General features: G+C 57.9%; 19 protein-coding genes. 12 read left to right on the forward strand and 7 right to left on the reverse strand.

What is annotated here, in order from left to right; genetic code table 11:
* Nucleotides 1-116: 116 nt before the first annotated feature.
* On the reverse strand, nt 117-410 hold the full coding sequence (locus AC3EML_RS26055) for a hypothetical protein (protein WP_352497956.1): 294 nt from the start codon (nt 408-410) through the stop codon (nt 117-119).
* On the reverse strand, nt 407-631 hold the full coding sequence (locus tag AC3EML_RS26060) for a hypothetical protein (protein ID WP_155921617.1): 225 nt from the start codon (nt 629-631) through the stop codon (nt 407-409). The genes AC3EML_RS26055 and AC3EML_RS26060 overlap by 4 nt, the downstream gene beginning before the upstream one ends.
* 192 nt (nt 632-823) lie before the next feature.
* Between AC3EML_RS26060 and AC3EML_RS26065 the strand changes: the two genes are divergently transcribed.
* On the forward strand, nt 824-1,816 hold the full coding sequence (locus AC3EML_RS26065; RefSeq protein WP_352497957.1) for a YihY/virulence factor BrkB family protein: 993 nt from the start codon (nt 824-826) through the stop codon (nt 1,814-1,816).
* A gap of 73 nt (nt 1,817-1,889) precedes the next feature.
* Nucleotides 1,890-2,186, forward strand: coding sequence for a hypothetical protein (locus AC3EML_RS26070; RefSeq protein ID WP_023668045.1), 297 nt, complete (start codon nt 1,890-1,892; stop codon nt 2,184-2,186).
* 90 nt (nt 2,187-2,276) lie between these two features.
* On the opposite strand, the gene AC3EML_RS26075 is transcribed toward AC3EML_RS26070, so the two are convergent.
* Complete coding sequence (locus AC3EML_RS26075) at nt 2,277-3,677, reverse strand: phospholipase D family protein (RefSeq protein WP_352497958.1); 1,401 nt, start codon at nt 3,675-3,677, stop codon at nt 2,277-2,279.
* Between the two features lie 422 nt (nt 3,678-4,099).
* On the opposite strand from AC3EML_RS26075, the gene AC3EML_RS26080 reads away from it, so the two are divergent.
* The 6 genes from AC3EML_RS26080 (at nt 4,100) to AC3EML_RS26105 (ending at nt 6,891) form a co-directional block, all read left to right on the forward strand.
* Nucleotides 4,100-4,627: a YciE/YciF ferroxidase family protein gene (locus AC3EML_RS26080; RefSeq protein WP_023681150.1), complete on the forward strand. Its 528-nt coding sequence runs from the start codon at nt 4,100-4,102 to the stop codon at nt 4,625-4,627.
* Complete coding sequence (locus tag AC3EML_RS26085; protein WP_352521499.1) at nt 4,628-4,846, forward strand: hypothetical protein; 219 nt, start codon at nt 4,628-4,630, stop codon at nt 4,844-4,846.
* Nucleotides 4,843-5,055, forward strand: coding sequence for a hypothetical protein (locus AC3EML_RS26090; RefSeq protein ID WP_245259911.1), 213 nt, complete (start codon nt 4,843-4,845; stop codon nt 5,053-5,055). Before AC3EML_RS26085 ends, AC3EML_RS26090 begins: the two co-directional genes overlap by 4 nt.
* A 68-nt stretch (nt 5,056-5,123) precedes the next feature.
* A complete protein-coding gene (gene xth, locus AC3EML_RS26095; protein ID WP_023754455.1) occupies nt 5,124-5,900 on the forward strand; it encodes an exodeoxyribonuclease III in 777 nt (258 codons plus the stop codon).
* A 116-nt stretch (nt 5,901-6,016) separates the two neighbouring features.
* Entirely contained in the window at nt 6,017-6,580 is a 564-nt protein-coding gene (locus AC3EML_RS26100; protein ID WP_032888719.1) for a hypothetical protein, read from the forward strand.
* Nucleotides 6,581-6,594: 14 nt separating this feature from the next.
* Nucleotides 6,595-6,891, forward strand: a complete 297-nt coding sequence (locus tag AC3EML_RS26105) for a SemiSWEET family sugar transporter (RefSeq protein WP_023712197.1) — start codon at nt 6,595-6,597, stop codon at nt 6,889-6,891.
* A gap of 1 nt (nt 6,892) precedes the next feature.
* On the opposite strand, the gene AC3EML_RS26110 is transcribed toward AC3EML_RS26105, so the two are convergent.
* Nucleotides 6,893-7,492 carry a cupin gene (locus AC3EML_RS26110; protein WP_352521498.1) on the reverse strand — a complete coding sequence of 200 codons (600 nt, stop codon included), beginning with the start codon at nt 7,490-7,492 and terminating at the stop codon, nt 6,893-6,895.
* A 40-nt stretch (nt 7,493-7,532) separates the two neighbouring features.
* Nucleotides 7,533-8,042, reverse strand: a complete 510-nt coding sequence (locus AC3EML_RS26115) for a pyridoxamine 5'-phosphate oxidase family protein (RefSeq protein ID WP_352521497.1) — start codon at nt 8,040-8,042, stop codon at nt 7,533-7,535.
* Between the two features lie 140 nt (nt 8,043-8,182).
* On the opposite strand from AC3EML_RS26115, the gene AC3EML_RS26120 reads away from it, so the two are divergent.
* Complete coding sequence (locus AC3EML_RS26120) at nt 8,183-8,359, forward strand: hypothetical protein (RefSeq protein WP_155922451.1); 177 nt, start codon at nt 8,183-8,185, stop codon at nt 8,357-8,359.
* 183 nt (nt 8,360-8,542) lie between these two features.
* Here AC3EML_RS26120 and AC3EML_RS26125 read toward each other — a convergent pair whose 3' ends face one another.
* Nucleotides 8,543-9,460 carry a glycoside hydrolase family protein gene (locus tag AC3EML_RS26125; protein ID WP_023700021.1) on the reverse strand — a complete coding sequence of 306 codons (918 nt, stop codon included), beginning with the start codon at nt 9,458-9,460 and terminating at the stop codon, nt 8,543-8,545.
* A gap of 352 nt (nt 9,461-9,812) precedes the next feature.
* Here AC3EML_RS26125 and AC3EML_RS26130 point away from each other — a divergent pair, with 352 nt between their 5' ends.
* From AC3EML_RS26130 to AC3EML_RS26140, 3 genes are read left to right on the forward strand one after another with little or no spacing between them, the layout of a single operon-like run.
* Nucleotides 9,813-10,985 (forward strand): glycosyltransferase family protein, encoded by a 1,173-nt coding sequence (locus tag AC3EML_RS26130; RefSeq protein ID WP_023833982.1) that lies wholly within the window; start codon nt 9,813-9,815, stop codon nt 10,983-10,985.
* Nucleotides 10,986-10,987: 2 nt separating this feature from the next.
* On the forward strand, nt 10,988-12,130 hold the full coding sequence (gene glf, locus AC3EML_RS26135; protein ID WP_023815893.1) for a UDP-galactopyranose mutase: 1,143 nt from the start codon (nt 10,988-10,990) through the stop codon (nt 12,128-12,130).
* Between the two features lie 47 nt (nt 12,131-12,177).
* Nucleotides 12,178-12,699 (forward strand): ferritin-like domain-containing protein, encoded by a 522-nt coding sequence (locus AC3EML_RS26140; protein WP_023687824.1) that lies wholly within the window; start codon nt 12,178-12,180, stop codon nt 12,697-12,699.
* Between the two features lie 69 nt (nt 12,700-12,768).
* On the opposite strand, the gene AC3EML_RS26145 is transcribed toward AC3EML_RS26140, so the two are convergent.
* The gene (locus AC3EML_RS26145) at nt 12,769-13,926 is read right to left on the reverse strand and encodes a hypothetical protein (protein WP_023739556.1); all 1,158 of its coding nucleotides are present in this window, start codon (nt 13,924-13,926) and stop codon (nt 12,769-12,771) included.
* Between the last annotated feature and the right edge of the window lie 247 nt (nt 13,927-14,173).

The following is a 14,173-nucleotide window of genomic DNA, read 5'->3' on the forward strand; positions in this document are numbered from 1 at the left end:
GATTTGGTTCGGTTCATGGCCGAGACGGCGCCGACGCTGCTTTTCCGCTTCAGATTGGCATCGGCGTCAAATGTAGGCCTTCACGGAGATTACACGTCATGTCGTCACCGCTGACGTTAAGGTTCCTTGGTTTGCCCAACCATTTTTGCAAGCTCTGAAAATGGTGGGGTGTCCAGTTCGCCTTGCGCGTTGTTTGCGATCTGCAGAAGCCGGATCGGGAAGCAGATCGCGTCACGGTTGGCCGGTGACATGTCTTCGTAGGTCCGCTCGTCACCTGTCATGGACGCCTCTGCCTTTCGCAGGGCGGTATCGATCTCGTCAATTGACAGCAGACCTTTGTGAACGAGCAGGTTGTTGATTGACGCGACGGCCATCATCAACCCTTCAAGCTGAAGATTGGCAACGTTCATGGCTTAACCGTGTTTCCGCCGCCCGGCCTCGCCGGGGCGTTCTGGCCATCGGATTGGTGCGTCTTGTCATCCACTTCGTTGACTGGCCGCGTCAGGCCGACCCCACTCTTGGGTTTCTTGTTGCCGGCCGCATCCTGAGAGAACGCATCCGAAGGATCAGGACCTGTTCTAGCCGGGTACTTCGTTGCGCCGGTCTCGCGACGGTTTTCATTATCAGGCATTTTTGATCACTCCAATCGGATGACCGATAACCATTACGAGCCCGGCGAGTTCCGGCGCCGCATGGAACATTTCTGGGCGTGGTGCAGAGACAAGCGGGCGTGTCTCGGCAATCGCGCCTCGCGCACTGGCGGCAGGTCTCGCTTTCGTTGCCCACAGCACTAGGTTCCTCGTTGAGGCAAAAGGAATTCCCCATGCGGGTGGCACGCGAAGCCTGGGTTCTTGGCAAGGAGAGCATCCTCGGATTCATCAACGACAATGCCCTCAGCCACGGTGCGGCGATGGCGTTCTATGCCGTTACGTCCCTGGCCCCGATCTTGTTGATCGTTGTTGCGATTGCTGGACTTGTCTTTGGGCATGAAGCAGCTCAACTCGCTCTGTCGTCCGAAATCGCCGGCGTGATGGGATCGCAAACCGGCGACCTTCTGCGCAGCACCATCGAAAGCGCTTCTCACAGAACCGCCGGCACTGTTGCCACTTTGGTGGGCATTGTCACCCTCTTCGTGACAGCCTCAGGGGTGTTTGGCGAAATGCAGCTTTCGCTCAACACAATCTGGAAGATTGAGCCACCACCCATGTCTGTGTCGCGATTGGTGCGGGCGCGGGCGGCCAGCCTGGGTCTGGTTGCAGCGTTAGGATTTCTACTGCTTGTGTCGTTGGCGGCGAGCGCCGCCATTTCCGCACTTGGCGCTGCCATCAACGCCCATCTGCCGTTCGGCACGATCATTCTCGCGTCGATAAACGGCATTGTATCGTTCGTGCTGATTTCCGCTCTGTTTGCCGCGATCTTCAAGATCCTGCCGGACCGGTCGCTCGCTTGGCGCGATGTCGCAATTGGCGCGGCAGTGACCGCTTTGCTCTTCACCATCGGCAAGTCGCTGATTGGCTGGTATATCGGAACCAGCGCGATTGCATCCTCCTATGGCGCGGCGGGTGCACTGCTGGTCGTGCTGCTTTGGGTTTACTATTCGTCTGAGATATTCCTGCTCGGCGCCGAGTTCACGCGGGCCTATTCCGTCCGTCTCGGCAGTCGGTCCGACCTTCAACCGATAGTGGAGGCGGAGAGCCCGTCGCGACAGACATCGAACCTTGGACCAACCATCCAACGCGAGGTGCAGGCCTGGATTGTGATCACGGGTTTGCTGACCTTCGTGGCGACACGGGTCTGGCCATCGCGGCGATCTTAGCTGCTTCCAACCAATTCTGTTTCTTTGGAACGCAACCCGGACACCGGAATTGCATAGGAACAGGAGGTTGCCCATGCCAAAATTCCGCTTTGAGACGACAGTATCCGGCCAGACTACCGCTCTCGAGGAAGAGCTAGCGAGTGCGGAGATGGCCAGTCCGAGAGCAATAGAGATGGCGCGCGTAGCGGTGGCGGCGGATCCTGGGTCAGGAACCAAGCAATCGGGATCGACTATCAAGGTCTACGATGAAGCCGGATACCTGGTCGCCACAGTCAATTTTTCCGACGTGTTGCCGAGTGATCCGGACGCCGGACAGCATGGGATTGGCGACGCGGTTGTCGAAGAACCGGGTGTGATGCGGTCTGGCTGACCCGTGGTAGATCAGGGTTTCACGTTTCGCTCACGCGATCCCGGCAGGGCAATTCGCTGAGATCGCGAGGTCCTCGGCCATCGTCGGATGCTAGAGCTGAGATTCGATCGGGAGGTGACGGACGAAGACCGCCAGGATACGGCGAAAAAATCCGGCTTCTGGTTCATGCGTATAGTCCTGAATCTTGCCTTCGCCGCATCCATGCCAATGCAGAACATTGTGCTTCAGTTCGAGCCGATAGCTTGTTTCCGGAGATATTTCCGATTGGAATCGATGCCGCAGCTCGGCGACCAATTTCGGATCCTCAAACAGCACGCCCATTTCCGAGTTCAAGGACACTGACCGTGGATCGAAATTGAAGGAACCGACAAAGCCGATATTGTCGTCGACGGTGAAAGCTTTCGTATGCAGACTGGCGCCCTTCGAGCCAAACACCGAGATTGCGGAGCGCCGGTTGAACGGCTGAAGCTCGAAAATATTGACGCCATTCCTCAGCAGCCGCTTCCGATAGTTTGCGTAAGCGCCATGGACTGCTGCGACGTCCGTGGCGGCCAGGGAATTGGTCAGAACCGAAACGTCAACACCGGCGCCGACAAGGTCCAGCAAGATCGCTGTGCCCCTTTTGCCGGGGATGAAATAGGGCGACACAATTTCCAGACACCCGCGCGTGGATTGGATGATCGGACGCAGCTCTTTCATAAGCCAGCTGCGACGTCTCCAACCACGAACCTTCTCCGGCGGATCGGAAATGACCCGCACGCCATCCACCCAATGAACGTCGTTGCTGGCCGCAATAAACTCTGTGATCGAGCCCCGGTTGCCGATGCCGTTCAGGAATTTGGGATCGGGGCCGGTATCGCTTCCTTCAAGCCATTTGGCATGCTCATGCTCAGCCACTGATCCCAGGGTTTTGATTGGCTTGGCTTCATTGCAAGCCCAGAAGGCATCGAATATCGCCGCGGTTTGCCGTACCGCAGGCCCCAGGAGCAGCAGGTCAAGGTCCCGGAAATTGGTTTCTGCCGCATCGAAATAGGCATCGCCAACATTCCGACCGCCGACAATGGCAATTTTGTCGTCGACGATCCAAGCCTTGTTGTGCATCCGTCGCGTCAATGCAAAGAGCCGCAACAGCACTTCCACACCACGCATGATCCGGCCGCGCCTGATACCGCTCGGATTGAACAACTTCAGTTCGATGTTTGGATGGTGGTTCAGCGCCAGATATGCCGCATCATTTTTGCGCGGATTGACGTCGTCAAGGAGCATGCGCACCCGAACACCGCGCTCAGCAGCTCGAAAAACCTCGCGAAGCAGCAAGCGGCCGGTGTGGTCATCATGCCAAAGGTAATACATCAGGTCGAGACTGCGCTCAGCGCTCCTTGCCGCCAGCACGCGCACGGCGAAAGCGTCATAATTATCCGAGACAAGCAGCAAGCCGCTCTTGCCGGCCTTGATGTTGTGGTCTGCGGTTCGCGAAACCGATACGTCCATGAAAATTGCCACCTTTGGACGGCGCTCGCGCCATCCCGCTCAAATCATAGCTAGAACCATTCTGAGGTATTCTGGTTGCATACGCAGCGTCCAATCACCCAATTCCTGGATGCAAGCGGGGCCCAGCAATCAAGCGGCTGCAGAGCGGTAAGGAGGCTTGAGAGGCGTTGCCCCGACTGCTCTGCTGCCGCCGCGGAACTTGCTTCTCCTGCAGTCCCAGCCCCTCACACCGTGAACTGTTGGCGAGAGCCCGATGGCGTGCGCCCCGCCGCGGCTCTTCGACGAGAATGACGTGGTCGTTGTTCTCACTGAAGCGCACGACCCTTTAAATTTAGATATCTCCATTATGCCGGAACCGGGTTCGGGTTTCCGAGTTAAGAAAATGCTCGCGACGGGCAATTTTCAACAGAGGAGACGGCACAATGCCCACTGCCAAGAAAGCCAATGGCAACAACAAGGACCTGGAGGACCTTTTCCTCGATGGCCTCAAAGACATCTACTATGCCGAGAAGAAAATTCTGAAAGCCTTGCCGAAGATGGCCAAAGGCGCATCCGAAGAGCAAGTTTCGGCAGCATTCGAGAAGCACCTCGCTGAAACCGAGGGGCAGGTCGAACGTCTGGAGGAGGTCTTCGAGATTCTCGGCGCGGCCGCGCGCGGCAAAACCTGCCCGGCGATCGACGGCATCCTGGAGGAAGGATCTGAAATCCTTCAGGAGTACAAGGGTTCGACTTCGCTCGACGCAGGGCTCGTCGGTGCCGCGCAAGCCGTGGAGCACTACGAGATCGCCAGGTATGGAACCCTGATCGCCTGGGCTACGACCCTCGGCAAGGATGACGTGGTTGCGCTCCTCAATGCGACACTTGAGGAGGAGAAGGCCACCGACGAGGCGTTGACTGCCCTCGGTGAAGCCGGCGTCAACGAACGAGCGGCAGAACGGAAAGCGGCTTGATTGATCGCCTACCCAACCGCCTCGGCGACCAATGTGCCGAGGCGGTTCCCGGAGATGAAGGACATGATCACGCATATCTACAAAGGACTGGAAAGTTTCCTGCTTGAGTGTTCGGCCGCGCTGGTCAGGCGCCGCGCCCTTGGCGGTTCACGCAGCGATCCTCGGCAGCTGCGAGAAGAGCGCAGAGATGAGTTCAGGGCCCGCAAAGTCGCCGAATGAGCGCCAAGATGGAGAGTCGGATGGGCTTCTTTGGAAAATATTTCTCAGGACTGTTGAGCAAGAAATCGACTGACGGCAAGGGGAGCGGCGATATGCGTAAAGCTACCGGCGCGGGTCCGGCGATTGCCGCGCATTCCAAAGATGCAAAGACATCCGCTGCTTCCGGTCAAAGCACCAATGCTTCGAGCAAAAATGCAGATGGACGATGACAAAAGGCAAGATTTGGCTACCGACCCTATGTCGCATCGAAGCGGCGCAAAGACGTTAAATCGTCGAGATGACCCGCATCGCAACCTTCAACGTCAATGGCGTCAACGGCCGACTGCCAGTGCTTCTCAAGTGGCTTGGCGAAACCGGCTATGACATCGTCTGCCTTCAAGAACTGAAGACCTCTGACGAAAAATTTCCCGTCGATCCGATTAGAAACGCCGGCTATGGCGCAATCTGGCACGGACAGAAGTCCTACAATGGCGTGGCAATCCTCGCTCGCGGGATTGAGCCGCTGGAACGTCGTCGAGGTCTGCCGGGCGATCCCGACGATTCGCACAGCCGCTACATCGAGGCAGATGTGAATGGGCTTGTTGTCGGCTGCCTGTATTTGCCTAATGGCAATCCAGCGCCGGGGCCGAAGTTCGACTACAAACTTCGCTGGTTCCAACGTTTGATCACCTATGGCCAGGTGCTGCTCGGCGATAGCTCACCGACCATCCTGTGCGGCGACTATAACGTCGTTCCAGGCTCGATCGACGCGGCGATGCCGGGGCGCTGGGTTGGCGATGCCGTTTACTTCCCCGAGAGCCGGAGCGCGTACGCCGAAATGCTTGCTCAGGGCTGGATCGATGCCGTCCGTCGCATTCATCCAGAAAAGGGAATTTACACCTATTGGAACTTCTCCTACCGCGGCGGGTACGATCGGAGTTCCGGGCTCCGGATGGACCATCTCTTGCTGAGTTCATCCCTATTGGATCGCCTGAAGAATGCCGGAGTAGATGCCGAAACGCGTGCATGGGACAAGCCGAGCGATCATGCGCCAGCCTGGATAGAACTTGATTGAGCTTCCTCGGCAAGGAGCCTGAAGACCTGGTGGCGCTCCTTCGTGATTAGATTTGGCCGCATCTCTATCGCCAACAATGAGGACTGCCGGCGCCAAGCGATTCAAAGGACGCAATGATGACAAACACTCAAAAGGAAGCTGAACTGATTGCGCGCCTTGCACGCCAGCATGGCGTCACTGATGGCGCTGTCATGGCTGTCCTTGAGGCGTTGCGGCGTGGTGGTGGAACCATGGCCCAGTTCAGCCACGTCGACTTCGGAGGAATGTCACAATGGTCCTCCGGCATGACGATGGTCGGCGACATGTTCGATGACAGCCTCAAGGCGAAGCTCAACACTATCGCGGCGGAGCTCTCGGCCTACCTGCGCGATCATCCCGCCAAGCCACAACGCGACGACACGAGCTATCGTTCTGCAGCTATGGCCCACGCCGGCTCATGGTGGCCTGAGGAGTTTGGGAGCCCGTCTGCCGCTGGTTCTCAAAACAATATGCGCTACGCAGCGTTTCCTGAGCGAAGCCGCCTGGTCATCGACGATCATGGAAAGATGGAGATTTATGACACAGGCGACCATCGCATATCCGGTGTTTCGCAGAGCCAGAGCACGGACTCCACCCTGACCTTTGTCAGCCAGCACGGCGTGGTCCGCGTATCTGATCTCAAGCGCGTATCTGCGACGTAGGGCAGGCCGCTTCCATGCAGACAGTCACGCTCATCGGCTATCTCGCGACCGTCTGCTCGATGAGCAGTTTCACGCCGCAAGCCTGGAAAATCATCAGGACACGAGAGACAAGCGGCATCTCCGCACCGACGTATGCCATCACTGTGTTGGGGTTCGCCTTGTGGCTGGCCTTCGGCATCATGAAGGCAGAGTGGCCGATCATAATCACGAATGGCGTTTGTCTCCTGCTGTCAGCGTTCATTCTCACAATGACAGTCCTGCCGCAGGCTGAGAAAGAGGCGGTTGCCAAGGCTTTCGACCCCGACGACTAAATTAACGCTTCCAACTTTTCAGAAGCGGACCTTGGCTACCATATGCAGGATCCTTGCGCGGACGCCCCACCTTGGGGATGGTTGCGAGCGCATCGCTATGCTGATCCTTGCTCCTACATTCGTCATAAGTCCCAAATGGAGGATACGCGCCGACAACCAAAAAGTCATCGTATGCCGAGAGACATTGGTGCCCGGTGCCTGCCGGGAGGACCGCGACGTCGCCAGCCTTCAGCGACAGCGTTCGTCCTTTCTTGCCCCCAAACCGGACTTCAGCATTTCCGCGGGCAATGCCCAGAACCTCGTGTATTTGCGAATGATAGTGAACGTAATCATGGATGCCGTTTCGCCAGCTATCGCCCCATCCGTTTGCATCGAAAAGCACCTCCATGACGGCTGCTGGATCAAGTCCTTCGGGCAATTCGACGGCGCCTCGATAAACGACGAGCGGCCATGCTGGATGATTGGGTACAAGTCCATCATCCTTGAACCAGAACTCATTCGACTTTCGCTGCCTCACAAATCCGGCGACAGCTTGCTTGCGCGGTCTTGCGAAACCGGTGACGTTCTCGATCACTTTCTTGCTGGTTTCCAAAATGCTCATCGACGCCGCCTCTAAAGCAGAGGTTAGTTTAGCCGCTCGCTCAGAGCTCGACCTTTGCGTTGTCGCCCACATTCGGCTTGGCGCCGGTAACGGCCGCAAACACCATGGTTGCGGTAGCCATCATTAGCCCCGGGCTGTCCCACAATTCGCCTTCGTCGGGTTTGACCGTTATCAGACGAATCTCGGGATCATCGGCATTATCCCACCAGGCTGAGTCAGTTTTCTCCCAGAGCTCGGCGATCTTTTCCCTGTCATTTGTCACTGTGGCCGGGCCTGACATCGTGACGTATTTGTAGTGGCTGTTGTCACTCCAGGCCAATGTGACCTTGGGATAGGTCGACAGCTGCTTGCTCTTGGCGCTGTCGTCATTGACGAGGAAGTATATGGCGTTTTCCTCACGGACCACACGCGCAGATAGCGGACGGGCTCGATTGTACTCGCCGTCCCAGGCCACAAACATGCAGACGTCGATGTCCTCGGCGAGTTCCCAGATGCGGTCTGTCGCCTCGGCGGGCGTGAGGTCCGTCTGCTGCTCTCGGCGGTTAGCCATAAGCGTCCTCCTGCGGGTGAATATCCTCGCTTACAACTCACGTCCCGCCACGACGTTCCAACTCACTGGGTCCTTCGGCTTGCTAAAGCGGTGGAACTTTCGAAATTGCCGGAAGTTTGGATGGCAAACGCGAGGCCATGATGGCGGACAAGACGCTTCGAACATCAAGACGGACACCCGAGCAGGACGCTAAGGGTCAGTCGGAAAAGGACCACAAGGGCGGCGGAAACGATGGCGTCGCCAGCGCCGATCCGCGGGTGATCTCCGGCAAAAAAGACGGCGACGCGACATTCCCTGTCAAGGGACCGAAGAAATAGCTATGAGCCCATTAGTCGGGCATCTGGCGGTGTCATCGATGCGCGGAGACAATTGACGAACGGGCTGAAATCATTTCGCGATGACACTTTGCTACCGTCACCGACGCGGATCACCTTCAACCCTCCGGAGTTCCATGGCCGCATGACGTGCATCCGCCTCAAGGCGCTAATGGCAGCCTGGAATCACGCGACCTTTGAAAAGAGAGCGACGTCGCATCTGGCCAAACCATAGCGCCATCGGTGATCGGTTGTGGCAACCCGGCTCTGGTAGAACAGTGAAAGCTGACTGCCATCGATCATCACCGTCGAGTGGCCGTTCTCGCCCGGTTGACCTGGCTCCAACACCGGGCCGATCGAAACGTAAGGCCCGCTGACCTCGTCGGCGATGGCAAAAAACACCCGTTGCCGGTTTCCCCGAAGGCCATTCGGAAGAAAGCAGGTGGCGTTGAGAAGCACCCGGCCGTCCGGCAGCTCGATCAGTTGCGCGCCCTCAATGCCCCATTCGTAGTCGGGATCATCTCTGGTGTTATGGTGGGGAACATCGTTGTGGTCGAGGATTTTGCCGATCCGCTTCCACGGACCGAACCACGAGTCGGACTGGCTACGTGCCAGATAGATGTCGGGCTGAGGCACCCTGGTGAATTTTGGCATAGCCGAATAAACCAGGTAGCGCCCACCGCCAATGACTGCTGGATGCGGATCGTAAATGCCGTCCTCTTCTGTGTCCGGGATGGCCAGAATGGCCGGACTGAGGACTACCCAATGGAACCCGTCGTTGGAAACCGCATGCTCGCAACGGCCACCCGACTTCATGAATTCCGTCTGGATGAACATGTGGAAGACGCCGCACTCGTGGGTCACACCGGGAGCCGCAACACCAGTACCGTTGATTGGAAGTTCGATCGGCTCATGCTCGGCCCACGGCCCATAAAGATCGGGCGCCGTGGCATGCAAGATTCTCCACGTCTCGGTGGTGACCGTGCCGCTTGACCCGAAGACGTGCCAGACACGGCCATCGAAGACAGGACACGGGTCCTTGAGATCATCCACGCTTTGCGGATGAAACAGTGGAAAAACGTTGGTTTCAAAGTTGATGTTCATGTCAGCCCCGGAATTCGCCTCGGCAGTCGGAGACGCGCAGAGATACAGGCGAATCATTGATGTTAGGCACATTCTATAGCCAACGAGTTCAACGCAAATACGGCAATGCCGCTGTCCACCAGCATTCCTCGTTCAACCACGCTTTCAGTGGCGGCCGGGTTCCGACAGCCGCCCTCGCCTCCGCACCCAGATCCCGCTTCGTGCGTGGACCAAGCGGGCGACCGGGCCTTCTTCATTTCAGTTGGAACAACTCACCTGATCGAAAGTTAGGAGCTGGAACTAAGTAGTTCTCTCCATTCGCGATTAACAAATGTTAATCGTAACATAAATAGTGTCACAGAGGAGTATGTCAATGGAAGCGGCCTTTGGCGGGGTAACCGGCAGTCAATATGTTCGTCGCGAAAATATACTGGTTTGCTTCTCCCACTTACGATGGAATTTTGTTCACCAGCGTCCGCAGCATCTCCTCACCCTTGCATCCGCTCAGCAGCGAGTGGTCTATTTTGAAGAACCCGTTTTCGAAGAATTGCCGCAGCCGCTGATGCGGACGAGCGTGGGATCGGAAAACATTCTGATTGTCACACCAGTGCTGCCGCTTGGCACGTCGGCCGCGAAAGCAGATGCCGTCCAGCGGAGATTTGTGCAGCAGACCATCGCTTCTATGCCGCATAACCGGCTGATCGCCTGGTACTACACCCCAATGGCTCTTAGCTTTACGGAATTCCTCGACCCAGACATATGCGTCTATGACTGCATGGACGAACTCTCTGCGTTCAGGAATGCGCCCCCCGAGCTGGGCCAGATGGAAAAGGCGCTTCTGCGCCGCGCGGATCTCGTTTTCACCGGTGGTCTAAGCTTGTTCGAGACCAAGCGTCACCTCCATCCCGCCATCTTTCCATTTCCGAGCAGCATCGATGTGAGGCACTTTCACACCGCAAGACGGCCAGGAAGGGACCCAGCCGACCAGGCGGGCATTCCTTCCCCGAGGGTTGGATATTTCGGCGTCATCGACGAGCGGCTGGACGTCGATCTCGTGGCGCTAGCGGCAAAGACAATGCCGGACGTGCATTTCGTCATGCTCGGTCCGGTTGTCAAGATCGACCCTGCAAGCCTGCCGCAAGCCGAAAACCTGCATTGGCTTGGCCCGAAAGCCTACTGCGATCTGCCCGACTATCTGCGCCATTGGGACGCCGGATGGATGCCGTTTGCCCTCAACGAGGCGACGCGTTTCATCAGCCCGACCAAGACGCCGGAATTTCTCGCTGCGGGTCTGCCGGTGATCTCGACGGCAATCGTCGACGTGGTGCGCAGTTACGGTGCTGCCGGGCTGGTGGAAATCGCCGACTGTGACGATCTGGAAATCAAGCTGCGCTCCGTTCTTTCGCGACCGCGTCAGATGCTCCTGCAGCAGGTCGATGCCTATCTTGCGGACATGTCCTGGGAACGGACATGGAATGCCATGGCAGCTCACATTGAGCGCGCCTACCAACGCAAGAAGATCGTGCCCCTTCGCAGGAGTGCATAGCCATGTTCGATTGGCTGATCGTCGGCGCGGGTTTCGCCGGCAGTGTGCTTGCCGAACGGATAGCGTCGCAGCGTCAGGAAAGCGTTTTGCTGATCGATCGCCGCAGCCATGTGGGAGGCAACGCCTACGACTGCTACAATGAAGCCGGCATCCTCATCCATCGCTACGGCCCGCACATCTTCCACACCAACAGCCAAACGATCGTGGACCACCTTTCGCAGTTCACGCAATGGCGGCCGTACGAGCACAGGGTGTTGGCGGCCGTGGACGGGCAACTGGTTCCCATCCCGATCAATCTCGACACCATCAACCGGCTTTACGGGCTGGACCTGACCTCGGCACAGCTGGAGGATTTCTTCGCGTCGCGACGCGAAACGGTGGAGGACGTCCGAACGGCTGAGGACGTCGTCGTCAGCACCGTGGGGCGCGAGCTCTATGAAAAATTCTTCCGCGGCTACACTAGAAAGCAATGGGGCGTCGATCCCAGTCAGCTGAGCAAATCCGTCACGGCACGAGTGCCGACCAGGACCAACCGTGACGACCGCTATTTCAGCGACAGCTTCCAGAAAATGCCGGCCGGCGGGTACACGCGGATGTTCGAACGCATGCTCGATCATCCAAACATCAAGATCATGCTGCAGACCGACTTCCGTGAAATTCGTGAGAAGATACCGTTCAGGCGCATGGTTTATACCGGCCCGATCGATGAATATTTCGGCTGGCAGCTCGGGCACCTTCCGTACCGTTCGCTTCGTTTCGAGCACGTTACACTGGATTGCGAGCAATTTCAGCCGGTTGCCGTGGTCAATTATCCCCAGACGGAGGATTACACGCGCATTACCGAGTACAAACATCTGACCGGCCAGCAGAGTTCGCGGACCAGCCTGACCTACGAATACCCCACGGACATCGGGGACCCGTACTATCCCGTGCCCCGGCCCGAAAACGAAGTGCTCTATAAGCGCTATGAAGCGCTCGCGGCAAGCTGCTCAGACGTGTGGTTTGTCGGTCGGCTTGCAACTTACCGCTATTACAACATGGACCAGGTAGTCGGACAGGCTCTGGCCACTTTCGCGCGCATCCAAAAAAGCCTCCCGGCCTGGGCACGCACGGAGGAGCCGTTGTTGGCCGAGCCGAGAAGATAGTTTCTTCCAAGACGGAAGATCGGGCGGGTATCAGAAGGAGAAACTCGATGGATACAAACTTCAACTCGGAAAGCCGTGAGATATTTATCGTCGGCTTGCGCAACGCGCACGCCATGGAAAATCAAGCGCTGTCGATCATGAAGCCTCAGGTCGAGCGTATAGAGAACTATCCGGAGGTGGCCGATCGCTTGCGCCGGCACATTCAGGAAACCGAAGGCCAGATCACGAGACTCGAGTCCGTCCTGGAGGGCCTTGGCGAGGAGCACTCCACCCTCAAGGACACTGCCTTGTCTATGGTTGGCAGCGTGGCCGCCATTGGACATTCGATGGCTGGCGACGAGATCATCAAGAACAGCCTGGCGAATTTCGCATTCGAGAACTACGAGATTGCTGCCTACAATTCGCTGCTGGTACTGGCCGACGCCGGGGGCTTCCAGGATGCTGAAAGGGCCCTCAAGCAGAACCTGAACGAAGAGGAAGCCATGGCCAATTGGCTCAAGGAAAATCTGAGCGACGTTACCATGCGGTATGCCAGGTTGCGCGAGGCTGGGGCGACTGCAAAAAGCTGATGCACCGCACCGGCGCGGGCGGCGTTTCAAAAACAGACGCTCGCCCGCCCCTCCCTCGTTGAGGCCTCTTCAAGGCGTCGTGTTCGCCACGAGAAGAGCTTGCTGACGGGCCAGTTCATCTGCTGTGGGTTTGCGCAGGTGTCGCCTGCCATCAGCCTGGATGACGGAAAACAAACCAACCTCGGCATGTCGCGAATTGTCCCAGCCCGGGTAGGCCGTTATCGGGTACAGGCAAATACCCTCGACCGGCGCTCCGAGACTGATTGCGGAACGCACCTCGTCGCAGACATAGTGGAGCCAAGCCGGCCCGCCGGATCCCTCGGAACCGGTCTCCGCAATGAACATCGGCTTGCCGTAGCGATGAGCAACTTCTAGCAACATTTCCGACAGGGCGCGGTACTCGTGGTGTCCCATCGGAATCGTCGGCCCGTTTACGTACCATTGATTGTGCGGGTAAAAATTCAAGCCCACGACATCGACAACATCTTCGCTCCCGCCCAACTCAGGTTCGACGCGGCCCAGCAACATGTCGTAAGCTTCGAACTGCCCCTGTCGGGCGTTTTCGGCCCGGCGCCGTTCGCTGCGGGTCCGGTCACGAGGGGCGATATGGATAAGCGGCTCGGCCCAGACAAATCTGCAGGCGGGATCGATCTCCCGCATTGCACGAACACCCGCGATGGCGGCCTTCACGAGGTGCCGCTTGAACCATCCACGTTTGTTCGGCCCCACACGCGGGAAATAGCCGACCTCAACAGCCCATGCGAAAAAGGAGATTTCGTTGATGGGACACAACAGAGGCGATGTTCCGGTGATCGAACGGTGTACCTTGACGGCTTCTGCCGCGAACGAGGCATAGGCGTCGATGAAATGCGGCGAGCCCTGATCGACATGGTCCGGAGATCCGTAGTGAAAGATGTCCCAGATTACCTGAACACCTGCCGATCGGGCTGCCTCGACCATTGGCGCCCAACTTGACCAGTCATAGGTTCCGGGAGCGGTTTCGATCAAATGCCAACGCAGGCCGTCGCGGATGGTGCGAAGGCCGAGTTCGGCGCAGCCGCGGTAGTCGCCCAGGGCATGCAAATTATGCGAGGTCGCACGAATAAGATCGAGGCGAACGCCGTCCTTGCGCCGGTGCGAGGAGCATTCAAAGCCTGCCATGAAAAAACTGGCGAAGCGCGAAGCTTCCGGAACCGAGGCCTCCGTCTGGCGTCCCACTTCGCTCATTTTTCGAAGTCTCCTTTGGGCAATCGGCTTCGAACTCGGCCGCCTTGTCCGGACCGGGAACCGCGTTGGCGAAATACCGAATTCAGTCGGGCGCGCCCCATGTTCGTTGCTCAGTCCAGCTCGTCCTTGCGTGGCCGGGTAGTGCCGAACCCATTGGTAGAGCCTTTGTTCCGGTGGTGAACTGTCCGGGCGCCGCGTGCAAGTGAGGAACAAGGAGGCCCGTCCCAAGTTCGGGGCGATGTACAGC

Source organism: Mesorhizobium sp. P170090, assembly GCF_057786115.1.

Coding starts and splice junctions, on each gene's coding strand:
- AC3EML_RS26060 (WP_155921617.1), bottom strand. CDS start 631: ATGCCTGATAATGAAAACCGTCGCGAGACCGGCGCAACGAAGTACCCG.
- AC3EML_RS26090 (WP_245259911.1), top strand. CDS start 4,843: ATGAGCGCCAAGATGGAGAGTCGGATGGGCTTCTTTGGAAAATATTTC.
- AC3EML_RS26140 (WP_023687824.1), top strand. CDS start 12,178: ATGGATACAAACTTCAACTCGGAAAGCCGTGAGATATTTATCGTCGGC.
- AC3EML_RS26070 (WP_023668045.1), top strand. CDS start 1,890: ATGCCAAAATTCCGCTTTGAGACGACAGTATCCGGCCAGACTACCGCT.
- AC3EML_RS26065 (WP_352497957.1), top strand. CDS start 824: ATGCGGGTGGCACGCGAAGCCTGGGTTCTTGGCAAGGAGAGCATCCTC.
- AC3EML_RS26120 (WP_155922451.1), top strand. CDS start 8,183: ATGGCGGACAAGACGCTTCGAACATCAAGACGGACACCCGAGCAGGAC.
- xth (WP_023754455.1), top strand. CDS start 5,124: ATGACCCGCATCGCAACCTTCAACGTCAATGGCGTCAACGGCCGACTG.
- AC3EML_RS26075 (WP_352497958.1), bottom strand. CDS start 3,677: ATGGACGTATCGGTTTCGCGAACCGCAGACCACAACATCAAGGCCGGC.
- AC3EML_RS26110 (WP_352521498.1), bottom strand. CDS start 7,492: ATGAGCATTTTGGAAACCAGCAAGAAAGTGATCGAGAACGTCACCGGT.
- AC3EML_RS26055 (WP_352497956.1), bottom strand. CDS start 410: ATGAACGTTGCCAATCTTCAGCTTGAAGGGTTGATGATGGCCGTCGCG.
- glf (WP_023815893.1), top strand. CDS start 10,988: ATGTTCGATTGGCTGATCGTCGGCGCGGGTTTCGCCGGCAGTGTGCTT.
- AC3EML_RS26130 (WP_023833982.1), top strand. CDS start 9,813: ATGGAAGCGGCCTTTGGCGGGGTAACCGGCAGTCAATATGTTCGTCGC.
- AC3EML_RS26105 (WP_023712197.1), top strand. CDS start 6,595: ATGCAGACAGTCACGCTCATCGGCTATCTCGCGACCGTCTGCTCGATG.
- AC3EML_RS26115 (WP_352521497.1), bottom strand. CDS start 8,042: ATGGCTAACCGCCGAGAGCAGCAGACGGACCTCACGCCCGCCGAGGCG.
- AC3EML_RS26100 (WP_032888719.1), top strand. CDS start 6,017: ATGACAAACACTCAAAAGGAAGCTGAACTGATTGCGCGCCTTGCACGC.
- AC3EML_RS26125 (WP_023700021.1), bottom strand. CDS start 9,460: ATGAACATCAACTTTGAAACCAACGTTTTTCCACTGTTTCATCCGCAA.
- AC3EML_RS26145 (WP_023739556.1), bottom strand. CDS start 13,926: ATGAGCGAAGTGGGACGCCAGACGGAGGCCTCGGTTCCGGAAGCTTCG.
- AC3EML_RS26080 (WP_023681150.1), top strand. CDS start 4,100: ATGCCCACTGCCAAGAAAGCCAATGGCAACAACAAGGACCTGGAGGAC.